13 protein-coding genes and 1 pseudogene are annotated in these 15,289 nt (G+C 68.6%); 9 read left to right on the top strand and 5 right to left on the bottom strand.

Going from position 1 to position 15,289, the window contains the following annotated elements; all coding sequences use genetic code 11:
• The first annotated feature begins 36 nt into the window (after positions 1-36).
• The 5 genes from ABD481_RS31445 (at position 37) to ABD481_RS31425 (ending at position 4,452) form a co-directional block, all read left to right on the top strand.
• On the top strand, positions 37-1,224 hold the full coding sequence (locus ABD481_RS31445) for a sugar kinase (protein WP_344669440.1): 1,188 nt from the start codon (positions 37-39) through the stop codon (positions 1,222-1,224).
• Positions 1,221-1,961, top strand: coding sequence for an IclR family transcriptional regulator (locus tag ABD481_RS31440; RefSeq protein WP_344669439.1), 741 nt, complete (start codon positions 1,221-1,223; stop codon positions 1,959-1,961). Before ABD481_RS31445 ends, ABD481_RS31440 begins: the two co-directional genes overlap by 4 nt.
• A gap of 59 nt (positions 1,962-2,020) precedes the next feature.
• Positions 2,021-2,449 (top strand): RidA family protein, encoded by a 429-nt coding sequence (locus tag ABD481_RS31435; protein WP_425559336.1) that lies wholly within the window; start codon positions 2,021-2,023, stop codon positions 2,447-2,449.
• Between the two features lie 107 nt (positions 2,450-2,556).
• Entirely contained in the window at positions 2,557-3,768 is a 1,212-nt protein-coding gene (locus ABD481_RS31430; RefSeq protein ID WP_344669438.1) for an alpha/beta hydrolase family protein, read from the top strand.
• A gap of 27 nt (positions 3,769-3,795) precedes the next feature.
• Complete coding sequence (locus ABD481_RS31425; protein WP_344669437.1) at positions 3,796-4,452, top strand: SDR family oxidoreductase; 657 nt, start codon at positions 3,796-3,798, stop codon at positions 4,450-4,452.
• A 106-nt stretch (positions 4,453-4,558) separates the two neighbouring features.
• On the opposite strand, the gene ABD481_RS31420 is transcribed toward ABD481_RS31425, so the two are convergent.
• Together ABD481_RS31420 and ABD481_RS31415 are read right to left on the bottom strand one after the other, a co-directional pair.
• Positions 4,559-6,073: a cell wall-binding repeat-containing protein gene (locus tag ABD481_RS31420; protein WP_344669436.1), complete on the bottom strand. Its 1,515-nt coding sequence runs from the start codon at positions 6,071-6,073 to the stop codon at positions 4,559-4,561.
• A 147-nt stretch (positions 6,074-6,220) separates the two neighbouring features.
• On the bottom strand, positions 6,221-7,285 hold the full coding sequence (locus ABD481_RS31415; RefSeq protein WP_344669435.1) for a hypothetical protein: 1,065 nt from the start codon (positions 7,283-7,285) through the stop codon (positions 6,221-6,223).
• A gap of 162 nt (positions 7,286-7,447) precedes the next feature.
• Here ABD481_RS31415 and ABD481_RS31410 point away from each other — a divergent pair, with 162 nt between their 5' ends.
• The 4 genes from ABD481_RS31410 (at position 7,448) to ahpD (ending at position 11,379) form a co-directional block, all read left to right on the top strand.
• Entirely contained in the window at positions 7,448-7,912 is a 465-nt protein-coding gene (locus tag ABD481_RS31410; protein ID WP_344669434.1) for a hypothetical protein, read from the top strand.
• A 143-nt stretch (positions 7,913-8,055) separates the two neighbouring features.
• A complete protein-coding gene (gene fxsT / locus ABD481_RS31405) occupies positions 8,056-9,909 on the top strand; it encodes an FxSxx-COOH system tetratricopeptide repeat protein (RefSeq protein WP_344669433.1) in 1,854 nt (617 codons plus the stop codon).
• A gap of 297 nt (positions 9,910-10,206) precedes the next feature.
• Positions 10,207-10,773: a peroxiredoxin gene (locus tag ABD481_RS31400; protein WP_344669432.1), complete on the top strand. Its 567-nt coding sequence runs from the start codon at positions 10,207-10,209 to the stop codon at positions 10,771-10,773.
• A gap of 75 nt (positions 10,774-10,848) precedes the next feature.
• Entirely contained in the window at positions 10,849-11,379 is a 531-nt protein-coding gene (gene ahpD / locus ABD481_RS31395; RefSeq protein WP_344669431.1) for an alkylhydroperoxidase, AhpD family, read from the top strand.
• On the opposite strand, the gene ABD481_RS31390 is transcribed toward ahpD, so the two are convergent.
• The 3 genes and pseudogenes from ABD481_RS31390 to ABD481_RS31380 form a co-directional block, all read right to left on the bottom strand.
• Entirely contained in the window at positions 11,376-12,617 is a 1,242-nt protein-coding gene (locus ABD481_RS31390; protein WP_344669430.1) for a low temperature requirement protein A, read from the bottom strand. The genes ahpD and ABD481_RS31390 overlap by 4 nt on opposite strands.
• 137 nt (positions 12,618-12,754) lie before the next feature.
• Positions 12,755-13,021: pseudogene (locus ABD481_RS47480) on the bottom strand (aggregation-promoting factor C-terminal-like domain-containing protein); the annotation flags it as partial.
• 1,070 nt (positions 13,022-14,091) lie between these two features.
• The gene (locus ABD481_RS31380; protein ID WP_344669428.1) at positions 14,092-15,027 is read right to left on the bottom strand and encodes a lytic transglycosylase domain-containing protein; all 936 of its coding nucleotides are present in this window, start codon (positions 15,025-15,027) and stop codon (positions 14,092-14,094) included.
• Positions 15,028-15,289 lie beyond the last annotated feature (262 nt).

Genomic DNA, 15,289 nt, shown 5'->3' with positions numbered 1-15,289 from the left:
CCGGCGGCGGGCCCGGCTGGGGGAGCGCGAAGAACGATGCGGGATGAGGGATCGGCGCCTGACGGATCGGCGCCTGAGAGCGCGGCATCTGAGGGTGCGGCGCCTGAGAGCGCGGCGCCGTGGGCGGTGTGCGTCGGCGAGTCGATGGCGGCGTTGCTGCCCGACGGCCCCGGGCCGCTGGAGACCGTCGGCGCGTTCGCGGTGTCGGTCGGCGGGGCCGAGTCGAACGTGGCGTGCGCGCTGAGCGCGCTCGGCGTGCCCAGCGCCTGGATCAGCCGGGTCGGCGACGACGGGTTCGGGCGGCGGCTGACCGGCGAGCTGGCGGCGCGCGGCGTCGACACGTCCGCCGTGGGCATCGATCCGGTGCTGCCCACGGGCTTGTATCTCAAAGAGACCGGCGGTTCGGCGCATTCGGCGGACCTCGGAACCGGTCGCAGCAAGCTGCATTACTACCGCCGGGGGTCGGCGGCGTCGGCGATGTCGGCCGCGACGCTTCAGGAGCCGGCCGTGGCGCGGATGCTGGCCGAGGCACGGGTGATCCACCTGACGGGCATCACGCCGGCGCTGTCGGAGACGTGCTTCGCGATGGTGCGGGAACTGCTCGCCACGCCTCGTGGCGGCCGGTTGGTGAGCTTCGACCTGAACTGGCGTCCGGCGCTCTGGCGCGACCGGGATCCGGCGGTGCTGCGCGAGTTCGTCAACGCCGCCGACGTCGCGTTCCTCGGGGCCGACGAGGCCGAGGCGGCGTTCGGGACCGGCGACGCGCACGAACTCAGGGCTCTGTTCCCGGGACCCGCGACGATCGTGGTGAAGGACGCCGAGCGCGTCGTCACCGCGCTGGCCGTCGACACGGAAGGCGGCGTGACGGCCGTGTCAGAGGCGGCGCTTGTCGTCGACGTGGTGGAGCCGACCGGCGCCGGAGACGCCTTCGCGGCCGGGTACCTGGCCGGTACGCTGCACGGCTTCGATCAGCGGCGTCAGCTGCGGCTCGGGCACCTCGCGGCGGCGTCGGCGCTCGTCGCGCACGGTGACGTCGGTGATCTGGGCGACCTGGCTCGGCTCGCGCTGCTCGACGCGTCGGAGGAGCAGTGGAGCGCGGCCCGGGTCACGGCGAACGGCATCGAGCACGGAGTCGAGCACGGAGTCGAGCACGGAGTCGAGCACGGAGTCCGGATCAGCGGCGGGATCAGCCTCGGGACAGTGGACGAGGCGCGCACGCCATGAGCCAGACCGTGACCCGCGCCCTGCGCCTGCTCGCCGAACTCGGCGACGGCGAACGCTCGCTGGACCAGCTGGCCGAGGTGCTCGGCGTGCACAAGACGACCGCACTGCGGCTCATGCAGTCGCTGGAGGACGAGCGCTTCGTCTACCGCGACGGCGACTTCCGCTACCACCTCGGCGCCGGGCTGTTCGCCCTAGCCAGCCTGGCGATGGAGCAGCGCGGGATCCGCCGGATCGCCGCGCCGCACCTGGCCGCGCTGAACGCCGCGACCGGACAGACCGTGCACCTGGCCGCGTACGAGGGCGGCGAGGTCGTCTACATCGACAAGTACGACTCCCGGCACAAGGTGCGGATGTACTCGCGCGTCGGCCTGCGGGCCGGGCTGCACAACACGGCGGTGGCCAAGGTGCTGCTCGCGGACCTGCCGCTGGCGGAGCGGCGCCGGGCCGTGGCCGCCATCGACTACACGCCGCACACGCCGAACACCATCACCGGTCCGCAGCAACTGCTGGCCGAGCTGGAGACGGTGGTGGCGCAGGGCTGGGCCCAGGACCACGCCGAACACGAGACGTTCATCAACTGCATCGGCGCGCCGGTGCGCGACGCTTCCGGGCGCGCGGTCGCCGCCGTGTCGATATCGGTGCCGGACATGGTGGCGCCTTACGAGCAGGTGCTGGAGCTGCTGCCGCAGTTGTTGGAGACGGCTCGGGCGATATCGGTGGACGCCGGCGCGCCCTGACCAGGCTTCACTTCTTTTCTCCGCCTCTTCTTCGCTTCTTTCGCAAACCCATCCATCGCATGAAAGTGAGAACCCTGATGACCTACGCCAAGACCGAGATCCGCACGGACGGTGCGCCGGCTCCGGCCTGGAGCTTCTCGCAGGGCGTGCGCAAGGGGCCGATCCTCCAGGTCTCCGGCCAGGGGCCGCAGGACCCTGCGACCGGCGAGTACCTGTTCCGCGGCGACGTGAAGGCGCAGACCGCGCGGACGCTGGAGAACGTCAAGGCGATCGTCGAGGCCGGCGGCGGGACCATCGAGGACGTGGTGATGTTCCGCGTCTACCTGACGACCCGCGAGCACTTCGGCGCGATGAACGAGGCCTATGCGGAGTTCATCGCCGCGAACATCGCCGAGGACGGCGTGAAGCCGTGCCGGACGACCGTTTTCGTGGAGCTGCCGCAGGAACCGATGCTGGTCGAGATCGACGCGCAGGCGGTCATCGGCTGAGGCTTACGTCCCTGGGATGACGTCTCGTGCATCCCAGGGATGACGTGCTCGCAAGCTACATTCGTGGGCTGATTCGGGATGACGCGGCGGGCCCATAGCTTCGTGCCATGGCTACTCCACGACGCCGCCTGGCGGCTTCCGCGATCGTCGCACTGTCCGTCACCGCGGCCACGGTCGTCGCTTCCGGCACCGCTTTCGCGTCCGCACCGGCGGTTCAGACGGTTCAGTCGGTCCCGACGGTTCAACCCGCCCAGTCAGCCCAGTCGGCTCCGGCTTCCGCAAGCTTCTCGCTGCCCGCGCCGACCGGCCCGTACGCCGCCGGCGAGGACACGCTGCACCTGACCGACACCAGCCGCCTCGACCCGTGGCGACCGGCCTCGGGCTACCGGCAGCTGACCGTTTCGATGTTCTATCCGGCGCGCCGGGGCACCGGGCAGCCCGCGCCGTACATGACGCTCGGCGAGGCGCAGGGTTTCGTCCAGTACCGGGTGCCGCCGGGCTTCGGTGTCACGCCGGAGTCGGTGGCCGCGGTACAGACCGGCGCCTTCGCCGCCGCCAAGGCCGCACCCGGCAAGTTCCCGCTGGTGGTGCTCTCGCCGGGGCTGGAGAACCCGCGCGCCACCCTGACCGCGCTGGCGACCGACCTGGCCAGCCACGGCTATGTGGTGGCGCTGATCGGACATCCCGGTGAGGACAGCGGCGAGCAGCTCGCGGACGGCAGCATTTCGCCGTGCGTGACCTGCGGTTCCGGCGGACCGCCGGCCGATGTCATCGCCGCCAGCCGCGGGGTGGACGTGAAGTTCGCCATTGACCAGCTGGTCGATCACCATGTCTGGGCCCTGAGCCACCTGATCGACAAGCACGCGATCGGCATGGCCGGGCACTCGCTCGGCGGAGCGGCGGCTCCGCTGGCGATGGAGGACGACCCGCGGATCCTCGCGGGGGTGAATATGGACGGCTCGTTCCAGCAGATCATGCCGCCCGGAGCACTGGGTGGCCGCTCGTTCCTGATGCTCGGACGGGACGAGGACCACACGGCCGGGGGCAGCGACACGTCGTGGAGCGACACCTGGCCCGCGCTGGACGGTTACAAGCGCTGGTTCGCGGTGACGGGAGCCTCGCACCAGGCGTTCACCGACATCGCGATTCTCGGACAGGAAGCGGGGATTCCGCTGGGGTATCCGTTGGACGCGTTCCGCGGGGCGCAGATCACGCGGACTTACGTCGAGGCCTTCTTCGACAAGACGCTGAAGGGATGCCCGGAGCCGTTGCTGGACGGGAACTCGGCTGCGTATCCGGACGTTGCGATCCAGTCATAGACGCGGAAACGATCAGAGAATGGCGGCATGACCTCTGACGTTTCGCTTGCCGACGGCAAGTACCTGGTGATCGGCGGCTCCGGCCGCACCGGCCGGCTGGTCGCGACCGCGCTCCTGGAGCAGGGTGCGCAGGTCACGATCGCCGGCCGGAACCCGCACAACGTTCCGGCCGGTGCCGACAGCGCCGTCGTGGACCTTGCCGACGGCTTCACCACCGCACAGCTTGAGGGCTATGCGGGGGTGGTCGTTTCGGTGGAGCCGCCGACCGACGACCGTGGTGCCGAGGCGGTGATGCATCGGGGGGTCGCGGCGGTCGGCGAGGCGGCGGCCCGGACCGGTGCGCGGGTGGTGCTGGTGTCGCAGATCTACATCACGCGGGAGCGTGAGCATCCTGAGATCGCTGGGATCATCGTCGCGCGGGCGCGCGGTGAGGAGGCGTTGCGGGCTGCGGGGGCGGTCTACACGATCGTGCGGCCGGGCTGGCTGACGTCGGCGAATGCCGGGGCGGTGCGGCTGGAGCAGGGGGACACGGGGGACGGCCGGACGAGCCGGGCTTCCGTGGCCGCCGCGGTGGTCGCGGCGTTGGGATCGGCAGAGGCGGCGGGGAAGACGTTCGAGATTTATGACGCGGAGGGTGGCGCGCCGGTGTGGGACAAGGAGTTCGCGGCGCTGGCTGCTGATTGAGAGCCCTGGGTTAGGTGCCGAGGTTCGCTTCTTCGGACAGATGGCCTGCGTCGTGCTGCTGGCGGCTTCGTCAGCAGCACGACGCGGCTTCGAGTCCTGATTCGTCCTAGAAGATCTTGTGGTGGTCGGTGTAGACGATCGGGGTCGGCGCCACAGCCTTGCCGACGGCGGTGACCAGCGTGTCGTGCAGGACGGCGGGGCCGCCGAAGATCTCGACGCCGCGAAGCAGGGGCCTGCCGTGCAGGATGCTGGCGGGCGCCGCGGACAGCGCGGCGGCCGGGTCGGTCAGCAGCAGCGGCCCGTTCTTCATGGCCATGTAGGCGCCGCCGGTCAGGGCGTCGGGGAAGGACATGCCGGACGCCAGGCCGGCGTACGAGTTGGTCAGCGAGAGCCCGGTGCTCCAGCCCTGGGCCGCGACATTCTCGGCCGTTTCATAGCGGTCGTTCCCCTGGATCCCCAGGTAGCCGCCGTTGCGGGCGCCCTCAAGAACGCTCGTGGCGGCCACCGCGCCGCCGCCGATGGCGGTCACGTCGGGCAAGCTGTTCGCCGCCGCGAGCTTGGAGACGATGTAGGCCTTGGTCGCGGTGTCCAGCGAGGCGGCGGTGTACGGTCCGGTCGACAGCACGATCGCTGCGGGAACGCCGTGGTCGGCGAAGTAGTTCGACGCGTAAGGCCCGGCGGCGAGCGCGTCCGCGAAGTCGTCACCGCGCGCCACGACAAGGTGCGCGGGGTTGTTGAGCGCGCGCGGGTCCTTGGCGATGGCAAGCGCGGTCTCGTAGCGGCTGCTGCCGGACAGCCGGACGACGTTGTAGCCGAGGACGTTGCTGATGTGGTCCTCGACCGCCTGCGGGATGGCGCTGGTGCCGCCCAGGATGAAGACCGTGTGGCTCTTGTCCTTGGGCAGGACCCGCAGCAGCTCGGCCTCGACGTTGCTGTCCAGGCCGGTGGCCGCGGCCCCGCCCGGCGTCAGCAGCAGCGGGGCGTTCTTGTACTTGGCGAGCGGGATGCCGGCGAGGGCGTCGGCGAACATGTCGCCGCGCGCGAGCACCACGGCCCCGGCCGATCCCGCCGCCGGGAACTCCGCCTGCGACAGGGAGACGCCGGTGCCGTACCGCGAGGCGCCGTCGTACCGGTCCACAGCGACCTTGGACGGGTTGGCGACGGTGACGGTGTGGGTGACGGTGATCGTGACGGCGGGCGTCTGGTCGTCGGTCGTGCTCAACGTGACCGTGAAGGTACCCGCACTCGGGTACTGACAGACGATGTCGCCGCTGACCGCCCCGGACGGATGCGTCTTGAGCAGGGGAAACGCACCCTGGATGTGATTCCCGCAGTCCAGCGTCGCCTCGGCCATCTTGCCCCCGGGAACGCTCGCGTCCGCGGCGCCGGGCGCGACGGCGTAGCCGACGTGCACGTTCGCCGACGGAGCAGAAAGCAGGACACTGATATCCCCGTGCGCATCAGCGGCGGCGTCGGGCGAGGAGAGCGTCTCGGTGGCCGTGGGGACCACCGGAGCAGGCGTGGGCGCCGCCGAAGCCGTACCCGCCGCGAGCCCGCTGCCGGCCACGGCGGCGAACGACGTCACCGCGAGCGCTGAGAGTCTGATCCTGTTCCGAGCCATGATGATCCCTCCGTGTATGTGAGCTGATACCCGACAGCTTGGGTACGGCGATGGGCGGAGGGATCCGTCATGATGCCTAGGCGGGCTCGTCCTTTTCAGTGGTGCCAGGAGGGCGGTGGGGTGCCCGGTTCTTCTTCCGCCGGGACGTCATCGGGCGATCGACGCAGGCCCGGGCTGGCGAGATGACTTCTCGATGGCTTCCCGACGGACACTCTCGAAGCCCGCCCGCACGTCGCGGTAGAAAAGCCACGGGTATCCCAATGAGACGCTTCCGCCGATCGCTTGGAAGACATCGCAGGCTTCGTCGTAGCGTTCGGCCATGGTCAGGGCCCACGCCAGCAGATTCCGGTCCACGATCTCCAGCGCGCCGCCGGTCGGGAGCTCGCCGTCCCATTGGCCGAGGGCTTCATCGAGCAGTGGGCGACCGGCCCCGCGATAGAAATCAGCACTGGAACCAGGGTTCGTACTCGCGTCTCGCACGACCAGCCAAGCCTCTTGAAGGCGGTGGATCTTGAGCTCGAAGGCGAGGGCTGTGCGCGGCGCACGGGCCACCGCGTCCTCGACGAACTGCGAGGACCACTCCTCAGAGCCGAACCACTTGGCCAGCCAATAGGTGTGGGCGTACGAATGCGCGCGTCGGTGCATCGGTGCGCGGGCGAAGGCCTCGTCCCACAGGACGGTGAATTCGTGGTTCGGTATTTGCCGACCGAGAGCGGCCGACATACGGAAGACCCAGGGCGTGGGGTCCTCGGGCGCCAGCTCAATGGCTCGAAGCGCTGCCTCATCGCTCTCTCGCGCGAGCTTGAAGAAACCTTCGAACTGTTCGCGCGACGTGTCCTTGGCACGTGCGGCCCCCCGGGCCCGGCCGGCCTGCCCCATCAGCGCCGCGGCGTGGACCACGGCGGCGTGCGGCGAATCGGGCTCGGCCGAGCGCCATGACGCGAGCCACGCCTCGGTCTGCTGGGAGACCGTCGCCAAGACCGCCACGCGCAACATCCGACGGTCCCAGTCGGTGCCGGCGGCGTCCAGCGCCTCGGCCGCCGGCTTCCAGTCGCCACACCGCGCAGCGTATGCCGCCTTTGCCAGCGCTGCGTCGCTCAAGGACTCGTCGACCGCGACGTCCCGGTAATGAACCATTCCGTACCGGGTCGCGTCGAACGGCTCGGTCGGGTCGGCAGCCGCATTCGGCTTGTTTCTGCGGAAGATGGACATGGCGCTCCTAGTTCGGCGTGCTCATTGTGAGCGGCCAGCAGATTAGCGTGGAGGGTCGTTGTTTCTTGTAGTGCTGTCCCTGACTGCCCCACACGGTGGGTGTCGACGCGGTTACCCTGGTTGTTCTTAGGTGTGTCTGGGTTCTGCGAGGGGGCGGCTGCGGTGCCGGATGTCAACGATGTTGAAGTGCTGGTTGGTCAGGTGGTGCCGGCAATCGGGTCGGCCGTAGTGGCCTACGGCGCTGGGGTACTGACTCGCGTCGAGGACGAGAGCGCGAAGGCTACGGTGCGTTTGGGTCAGCGGTTGTTGGCGCGGATCCTGCATCGGGCGCCGAACCGGGCATCGGTTGAGGCTGCGGTGACGGATTTGGCTGCGGTGCCGGAGGACGTCGACGCGTTGGGTGCGTTGCGTCTTCAGATCCGGAAGGTGCTGGCCGGTGATGCCGAGTTGGTGGCTGAGCTTTCTGCCTTGATGCCGGCGCGGGCTCAGGCCACTGGTGACCATTCCACTGCCGTGGCGGGCGATGTGAACATCTCCACCAGCGGACCCAACGCGCCGGCGGCGTACTCGATCGGCCAGGTCAGGTACACCGAGGGCCCTACGGTGCCGGGGCAGCCGCAGGGCTAGAGGTTGCACCCGGTGGTGTTGGACAGCAGTTTGGGGCAGCGTCGGTCAGCGCTGTTGGCGGTGTTGCTGCGAACAACATCGGACTGTTTCAACAGATGCAGGCTCCAGCTCCAGTTCCTGAGTCGTTGCCGTCTGCCGGTGATGTGCAGGTCCCGTTCGGGCTGTCGAACCTGCCGATAGCTGAGGTGTTCATCGGTCGCGAAACGGAGCTGGCGGAGTTGGCGTCGGCGATGGGTGCCGGTACTCAAGTGGTTGCCCAGGCGGTATCTGGGCTTGGCGGGATTGGGAAGTCTTCGCTGGCAGCCGCATACGCGCGTGCCCACAGTGCCGGGTATGCGGGTATCTGGTGGTTGGTGGCGGATAGCCGTGCTGGGGCGGAGGCTGGGCTCGCGGATCTGGCGCGCCGGTTGTGTCCGCAGGCTGCGGGGCATCCGGATCCGGTAGCGCTGATGCAGTGGGCGATCTCGTGGCTTGCTCAGCATCCAGGGGTGTTGTTGATCTGGGACAACGTCGAGGATGTGGAGGATGTTCGGGAGCTGATTGCTGCTCTACCTTCGGCGGCTCATTTGGTGACCAGCCGCAGGTATGTCGGCTGGCATCGGATCCGGGTGTCTGAGCCGCTGCGGCTGGGGCCGTTGCCTGCCGATGATGCTGTGGATCTGCTGACGCGACTGGCCAGCCCTGCTTTGGCGGGGGACTCGGGCCAGGATTTGTGCTCGGAGTTGGGCTTTTTGCCGCTTGCCGTGGAGCAGGTGGGTTCGTATCTGGCTGAAGCCGGGATGACGGCTGCGGACTATGTGGCCGCTTGGCGTGCTGGTAAGTCGATGCCGGGTCGGGCTGCGGAGATGAGCAGGCCTGACCGGATCATGAGCGGGGTGTGGCGGGCAACGCTGGACCGGCTGTCAGACACTCCGCTGGCCGGTCGGGTGCTGCATGTGCTGGCGTGGCTGGCTCCCGAGGGTACGCCAGTGCGGTGGCTGGCCGAGGCGTTCCAGGACGATGGCGGAGTGCGCGAGGCCTTGCGTCGTCTGAATGCGTTCAGCATGGTCAGCTTGAGCCCGGGCGGGACGGTTGGTGTTCACCGAGTGGTGCAGGCGGTCACGCGAACACGAACACCTGATGCGGAGGATGGTCACCGGCTGCCTGACATGATCGCTGATGCGCAGCGTACTGCGGTGCAGATCTTGGTTCAGCAGCTTCCGGAGGGTGACTACCTGGAGCCGGAGGTGGCTGAACGATGGCGGATCGTGATGCCTCACGTCGACGCGTTGGCCGTAAGCATTGCGGGCCGTGACGCACCTGCTGCGGTCATCGGTGTGATGGACCGCGCATACGGCTTCTGGCTTGCCCACGGCAACCCGGCCGCGGCCATAGCGATTGCCGAATGCTCCCTTGCGGGGGAGGAACGCCATCACGGCCCCGATCACCTGGACACCCTGGCCTCCCGGAGCAACCTTGCCGGCGCCTATCGGTCGGTGGGTCGTGTGGGGGAGGCGGTCGTGTTGTACGAGGCTGTGCTTGCCGCTTGCGAGCGGGTGTTGGGTGCGGATCATCCGGACACCCTGTCCTCTCGGAACAACCTCGCTGGCGCCTATCGGTCGGTGGGTCGTGTGGGGGAGGCGGTCGTGTTGTACGAGGCTGTGCTTGCCGCTTGCGAGCGGGTGTTGGGTGCGGATCATCCGGACACCCTGACCTCTCGGAACAACCTCGCCGGCGCCTATGAGTCGGTGGGTCGTGTGGGGGAGGCGATCGAGTTGCATGAGGCGACGCTTGCCGCTTGCGAGCGGGTGTTGGGTGCGGATCACCCGAACACCCTGACCTCCCGGAACAACCTCGCCTACACCTATCAGTCGGTGGGTCGTGTGGGGGAGGCAGTGGTCTTGTACGAGGCTGCTCTCAACGTCTGTGAGCTGGTGCTTGGGACAGATCACCCGACGACAAGGATCGTGCGCGGTAATCTGGCGGCTACTCAGGCCGTCGTGCCTGAGAAGAAGTAGAGCCGACGATCTGCCGCCATCCGGCTGGCTAAGGCGTGCTGATCTCGTCTGCTGGGCTGATTGGTCAGCCGCCCCGATTCTGGGGGAACCTATGGAAGATCCGCGATCCGCGCCGCGCACCAGGCAGTTCCTGATGCCGCACAGCTGATTGATCGGATCCTCTTATCGCAACTCGCACTCGCGCCTATTTCACTGATCAATCCCGGTCTGACAGCCTTGTCCTGTCGCGCTCGCCAGCCGCTCACCGGCCCGCTTGAGCGCGGTTCAAGGCAACCCCTCAGCGCTAGGAGATCAACCGTGGCGATCCTGACCATCGGCGACCAGTTCCCGTCGTACAACCTGACCTCGGTCGTCGACATCGACCAGGCCAATCCCGAGGATGCGTTCGTGCAGATCACGGACAAGTCCTACGAGGGGAAGTGGCGGGTCGTCTTCTTCTGGCCCAAGGACTTCACCTTCGTCTGTCCGACCGAGATCGCCGCGTTCGGGAAGCTCAACGAGGAGTTCCAGGACCGGGACACGCAGGTGCTCGGGGTCTCGGTCGACAACGAGTTCGTGCATCGGGCGTGGCGGTTGGATCACAAGGATCTGCGGGAGCTGCCGTTCCCGATGATGGCGGATGTCAAGCGGGAGCTGTCGGCGGCGGCCGGGGTGCTGAACAAGGACGGGGTCGCGGATCGGGCGACGTTCATCATCGACCCGAACAACGAGATTCAGTTCGTCATGGTCACCGCCGGGTCGGTGGGGCGGAATGTGGACGAGGTGTTGCGGGTGCTGGACGCGTTGCAGACCGATGAGCTGTGCCCGTGCAACTGGAAGTCCGGGGACGAGACGCTGAGCGTGCGCGAGCTGCTGAACGCCTGAGTTCGTTGTTCGGGGCTGAATGCCCGAGTCCGTCGGTCGGGGCCGGCGGCCCGAGTTCGCTGGGAGGTGCCCGTCATGGGTTATGAAGTGCTGAAGGAAGCGTTGCCGGAGTACGCCAAGGACATCAAGCTGAATCTCAGCTCGATGGTCAACACCTCGAAGCTGAGCGAGCAGCAGCTGTGGGGGGCGATTCTGGGGACGGCCATCGCGTCGCGGAACGCCCGGGTCATCGCGGAGTTGTCCGCCGAGGCCAAGGGGCGGCTGTCGGAGGTCGCTTATGTCGCGGCCAAGGGCGCGGCGGCGATCATGGCGATGAACAACGTCTACTACCGGGGGATGCACCTTCTGGGTGATCCCGAGTACCAGAATCTGCGGGCCGGCCTGCGGATGAACCTCATGGCCAGCCATGGGGTGGACAAGCTGGACTTCGAGTTGTGGTCGTTGGCCGTCTCGGCGATCAACGGCTGCCAGCGGTGCCTGGAGTCGCACGAGCAGGTGCTGGTCAAGGCCGGCGCCTCCCGCGAGACGGTGCAGGAGGCGGTGAAGATCGCCGCGATCGTCAACAGCGTCGCCGTGACGCTGGAGGCTGAGGAGTCTCTGGCTTAGGCAGTACCAGTACCAGTACCAGTACCAGTACCCTGCCCGGCCGGCGTCCCGGCCGCCGTCTTCCCCTTCGTGACGACCTCCGAAGCGAGGAAGGCGGCGGTCGCGACGCAGACCGACACCAGCGTCGCGGTCGCGCCCCAGGCGGCGCCGGCGGCGGTGCAGACGGCCACGATCAGGGCGGCGGCGATCAGCCAGCGGCGGCAGAACTCCCATTCGCTGACCCGACGCAGCAGGGCGACGGTTGCCAGGAACAGGCCGATCGGTACCGTCAGGGTGAGGGCCAGCACGGTGGTGCCGGGCCCTTCCTCGTTCTTCGAGACCTGTTCCAGCAGGGCCGCCATCGAGCCGCCCACCGCGGTCAGGGCCCCGAAGATGAAGTAGTGGCCGTAGCCCCAGACGAACGACGTGCGGATGTTCATCAGGTCGTAGTCGCCCAGGAAGTCGAAGTAGAGCCACCACAGGCAGAACGCCAGCACGCCCGCGCTCACCGCGCCGGCCATCAGCGTCGCCAGGTGGACGTGGTCCGCCAGCGCCCCGTTGAAGGCGTCGGAGGCGACCAGGACCATCTCGCCGAGGATGATGATGGTGAACAGCCCGTAGCGCTCCTCGGCGTGTTCCGGGTGCGGCATCGGGGCCCGCTCCACCTGCTGGGCGATTATCGGGACGGCGAGTTCGGCCAGCATGCCGACGACGAAGAACGGGATCGTCTGCAGCGGGGTCAGGCCCCGCAGGCCGAAGCCGAACGCCACCCAGCCGACCTGCACCACGCAGATGCCGATCGCCCAGCGGAGGCAGAAGCCGCGCTGCTCCGGGTTGGCGCGCCCGGCCCGCAGCCATTGCGCCGCCATCACCAGGCGGATCACCACGTAGCAGCCGACCACCACCCGGAAGTCGTCGTGCTCGAAGATGTCCGGGACGCCGGTGGCCAGGCCCAGCGAGGCCAGCAGCTGCACCAGGACCATCAGGCGGTAGGGCACGTCGTCCGGGTCAAAAAAGTTCGCGAACCAGGTGAACCCCATCCACGCCCACCAGACCCCGAACACCATCTCCACCAACGAGATGGCCCCGGCTTGCAGATGGCCGCCGAGCACGGTGTGGTGCCACTGCTGGGCGATGGCGCTGATCGTCACCACGAAGACCAAGTCGAAGAACAACTCAAGGGTGGTCGACGTGCGGCCCTCCTCGGTGGGGTCGCGCAGCAGTATCGGGCGGATCAGGTCGACAGGCGAGGACGGCATACCTGCATTAAAAAGCACTGGTGCCCCGTCCGTGCGCAAGAGTTCTGCGCCGAACGGGGCACCAGGGACGATCAGGCCGGCCCAGGCGTCATCGCCGGGGCACCGTGATCAGTGAGGAGTACGGACCCGCGGCGGGATCAGTACCAGTTGTGGCTCTGCCAGAAGGACCACGCGCCGCACGGCGAACCGTAGCGGGAGTCCATGTACGACAGCACCCACTTGATCTGCGTCGCCGGGTTGTCCCGCCAGTCCGAGCCGGCCGAGGCCATCTTGCTGCCCGGCAGGGCCTGGCCGAGGCCGTAGGCGCCGGACCCCGGGTTGCTGGCGTGCACGTTCCAGCCCGACTCGCGCTGGATGATGTTGGCGAAGCAGCCGAACTGGCCCGACGGCACCATCGACTTGGCGATGTCGTACGCCGACCCGTAGCTCGCCGGCGGCTTGGTGGCCGTCGGGGTCTTCGTGGTGGTCGGCGCGCTCGTCGGCTTCGAGGTGGCGGTCGGCTTCGGCGTGGCCGTCGCCTTCGGCGCGCTGGTGCTGGTCGACGTGGCGGACGGCAGCGACTGGCGCTGTGCGTCGCGGTTCGCTGCGGCTGCCGCCGCCGCGCGGTCCGCGGCCGCCTTGTCGGCAGCGGCCTTGTCAGCGGCCGCCTTGTCCGCCGCGGCCTTGTCAGCGGCTGCCTTGTCGGCAGCAGCCTTGTCCGCAGCAGCCTGGTCGGCTGCGACCTTGTCCGCCGAGGCAGAAGCGGAGGCATCAGCAGAAGCCTGAGCCGCGGCGCCCAGCGCCACAGCGTCCGCCGATTCCTTGTCCGTCGAGGCCTTCTCGTCCGCCGCCAGCTTGACGGCGGCCGCCTCCGAGGCGACCTGCGTGTTGTGGTGGGAGACATCGCCCTGATGCACCGCGTAGGCGGTGCCCGCGCCCCCGAGGACCAAAGCCCCGACGGCCGCGGCCGCGGCTATTCGGGAGGTCCGGCTGGGGAGCTTGGCGGTCAGGAACGCCGTGGTCTTCTCGGCGACCGCCGACGTGTTTCCGAAGCGGTGCTTCGGGGCTTCCGAGGTGGAGTCCGTGGTGGAGTCCCCCGGGGTGTGGTCGTGCTGCTGGTGCTGGTCGTGCTCAGAGCCGGTATGGCCGGACAAAACAATGCCTTCCGCAGTGCCTCACCCCTTTTCGACGGCCGTTTCCGAGCAGGCCAAAGCGAACCTTGGTCTGCGGGAAGCGGCCGGCTCCGTAAACGGCGGAGCGGCGCATGGGCATCGAATGGGCGGCATCTTCGCCGCCGACATCCACCCCCCGGTGGATCAGCGTCCGTCATGGACGCGTCACCCGCGAGCCCGAGCGCGGGGTCTTCCAAGAATCGACCCTCTCCCGGATGCTTGATCGAAGACAAGCCGGGAGAGGGTCGGGAATATCACAGTGCTCTGTGTTGTGGATCCGCTACCGTCGGGCACGGTGACGGAGGATGATGCCCGCTTTCGGCTCAGTAACCGACCCAGCAGGAGCCACCGCAGCGGGCCGCGACCACGTTGTCCAGCGAACCGTAGCGCTCGGCGGCGTAGCGGGCGCCGGCGATGATGTTGTCCACCGGGTTGTAGATGTTCTTGTGGCCGGACAGCGAGTAGGCGTTGAAGGTCGGCTGGATCACCTGGAGCAGACCGATCGACGGGGTGCCGGCGGCGGCGTTGGAGTCCCAGCCGTTGACCGCGTTCGGGTTGCCCGCGGACTCGTGCATCGCGGCCTGGTAGACGGCGTTGTACGAGGTCGGGGTGCCGTTGGCGTTCAGGATCGCGACGGCCTGCTTGATCCAGCCGTCCAGGTTGTTGGCGTAGGCCGGGGTCGCGGCCTTGGCCTTCGCGGCCGCGGCGGCGTCGGCCGCCTTCTTCGCGGCGGCGGCGGCCGCGGACCACTGCGGCGCGGCGTCGGCGGCCGCCTTGTCGGCAGCGGCCTTCGCGGCGGCGGCCAGGTCGGCGGCAGCCTTGTCGGCGGCGGCCTTGTCCGAAGCAGCCTTGTCCGAAGCGGCCTTGGCGGCGGCGTCGGCAGCGGCCTTGTCCGCGGCAGCCTTGTCGGCGGCGGCCTTGTCCGAAGCAGCCTTCGCGGCGGCGTCGGCAGCGGCGGCGTCGGTGGCCACCGGGGCGCGGCTGGCGTCCCGGTTGGCGGCGTCGGCGGCGGCGCGCTGGGCCAGCAGGCTCGCGGCGTCGGCCTCCGAAGCGCCCTGCGGAGTCGTGCCGGCCTTGTCCTGCTCGGCCTTCAGGGTCGACACCGCGGCGGCGTCGGCCATGGCGGCCTTGTGGTTGTTGACAGAGGACGCGTGCGCGGCCACGCCGGTGGCCACGAAGGCACCGGTGACGGCGAGCGCGCCGGTGACGGCGAGCGCCTTGGTTCGGGAGATGCGCAGGCCGGACACAGAATTCCGCACGGAGAACAAAGGGAGCCTTCCGAAGTGGGTGAACCCCGCTGCGGCTCGACTCCCTATCCGGTACGGATAGTGACAATGCAATCACTGATTGCGTCGAATGCGTCAGGTGGAATCGGACCGGAATCCCATTCCATCCCTACGGCGCCGGCGGCCTCATGGCCCTGGATCGTCGATTGCGATTGCCAGACGCGGGGTCTTACGCATTCGACGATGCAGGGCCATTCGTCCGATTTCAACCTGTTCCGGCGTGTCCTGCGTCACA

Origin of the sequence: Catenulispora yoronensis (assembly GCF_039531695.1) — a bacterium.
Taxonomy (GTDB): domain Bacteria; phylum Actinomycetota; class Actinomycetes; order Streptomycetales; family Catenulisporaceae; genus Catenulispora; species Catenulispora yoronensis.
Note: the sequence above shows the minus strand (reverse complement) of the source record. Positions and strands in the feature narration are given on the sequence as shown.

Excerpts from the sequence above, each read along its gene's own strand:
- ABD481_RS31445 (WP_344669440.1), top strand. The coding sequence starts at position 37 with ATGCGGGATGAGGGATCGGCGCCTGACGGATCGGCGCCTGAGAGCGCG.
- ABD481_RS31435 (WP_425559336.1), top strand. The coding sequence starts at position 2,021 with ATGAAAGTGAGAACCCTGATGACCTACGCCAAGACCGAGATCCGCACG.
- ABD481_RS31420 (WP_344669436.1), bottom strand. The coding sequence starts at position 6,073 with ATGGCTCGGAACAGGATCAGACTCTCAGCGCTCGCGGTGACGTCGTTC.
- ABD481_RS31430 (WP_344669438.1), top strand. The coding sequence starts at position 2,557 with ATGGCTACTCCACGACGCCGCCTGGCGGCTTCCGCGATCGTCGCACTG.
- ABD481_RS31390 (WP_344669430.1), bottom strand. The coding sequence starts at position 12,617 with ATGCCGTCCTCGCCTGTCGACCTGATCCGCCCGATACTGCTGCGCGAC.
- ABD481_RS31440 (WP_344669439.1), top strand. The coding sequence starts at position 1,221 with ATGAGCCAGACCGTGACCCGCGCCCTGCGCCTGCTCGCCGAACTCGGC.
- ahpD (WP_344669431.1), top strand. The coding sequence starts at position 10,849 with ATGGGTTATGAAGTGCTGAAGGAAGCGTTGCCGGAGTACGCCAAGGAC.
- ABD481_RS31415 (WP_344669435.1), bottom strand. The coding sequence starts at position 7,285 with ATGTCCATCTTCCGCAGAAACAAGCCGAATGCGGCTGCCGACCCGACC.
- ABD481_RS31425 (WP_344669437.1), top strand. The coding sequence starts at position 3,796 with ATGACCTCTGACGTTTCGCTTGCCGACGGCAAGTACCTGGTGATCGGC.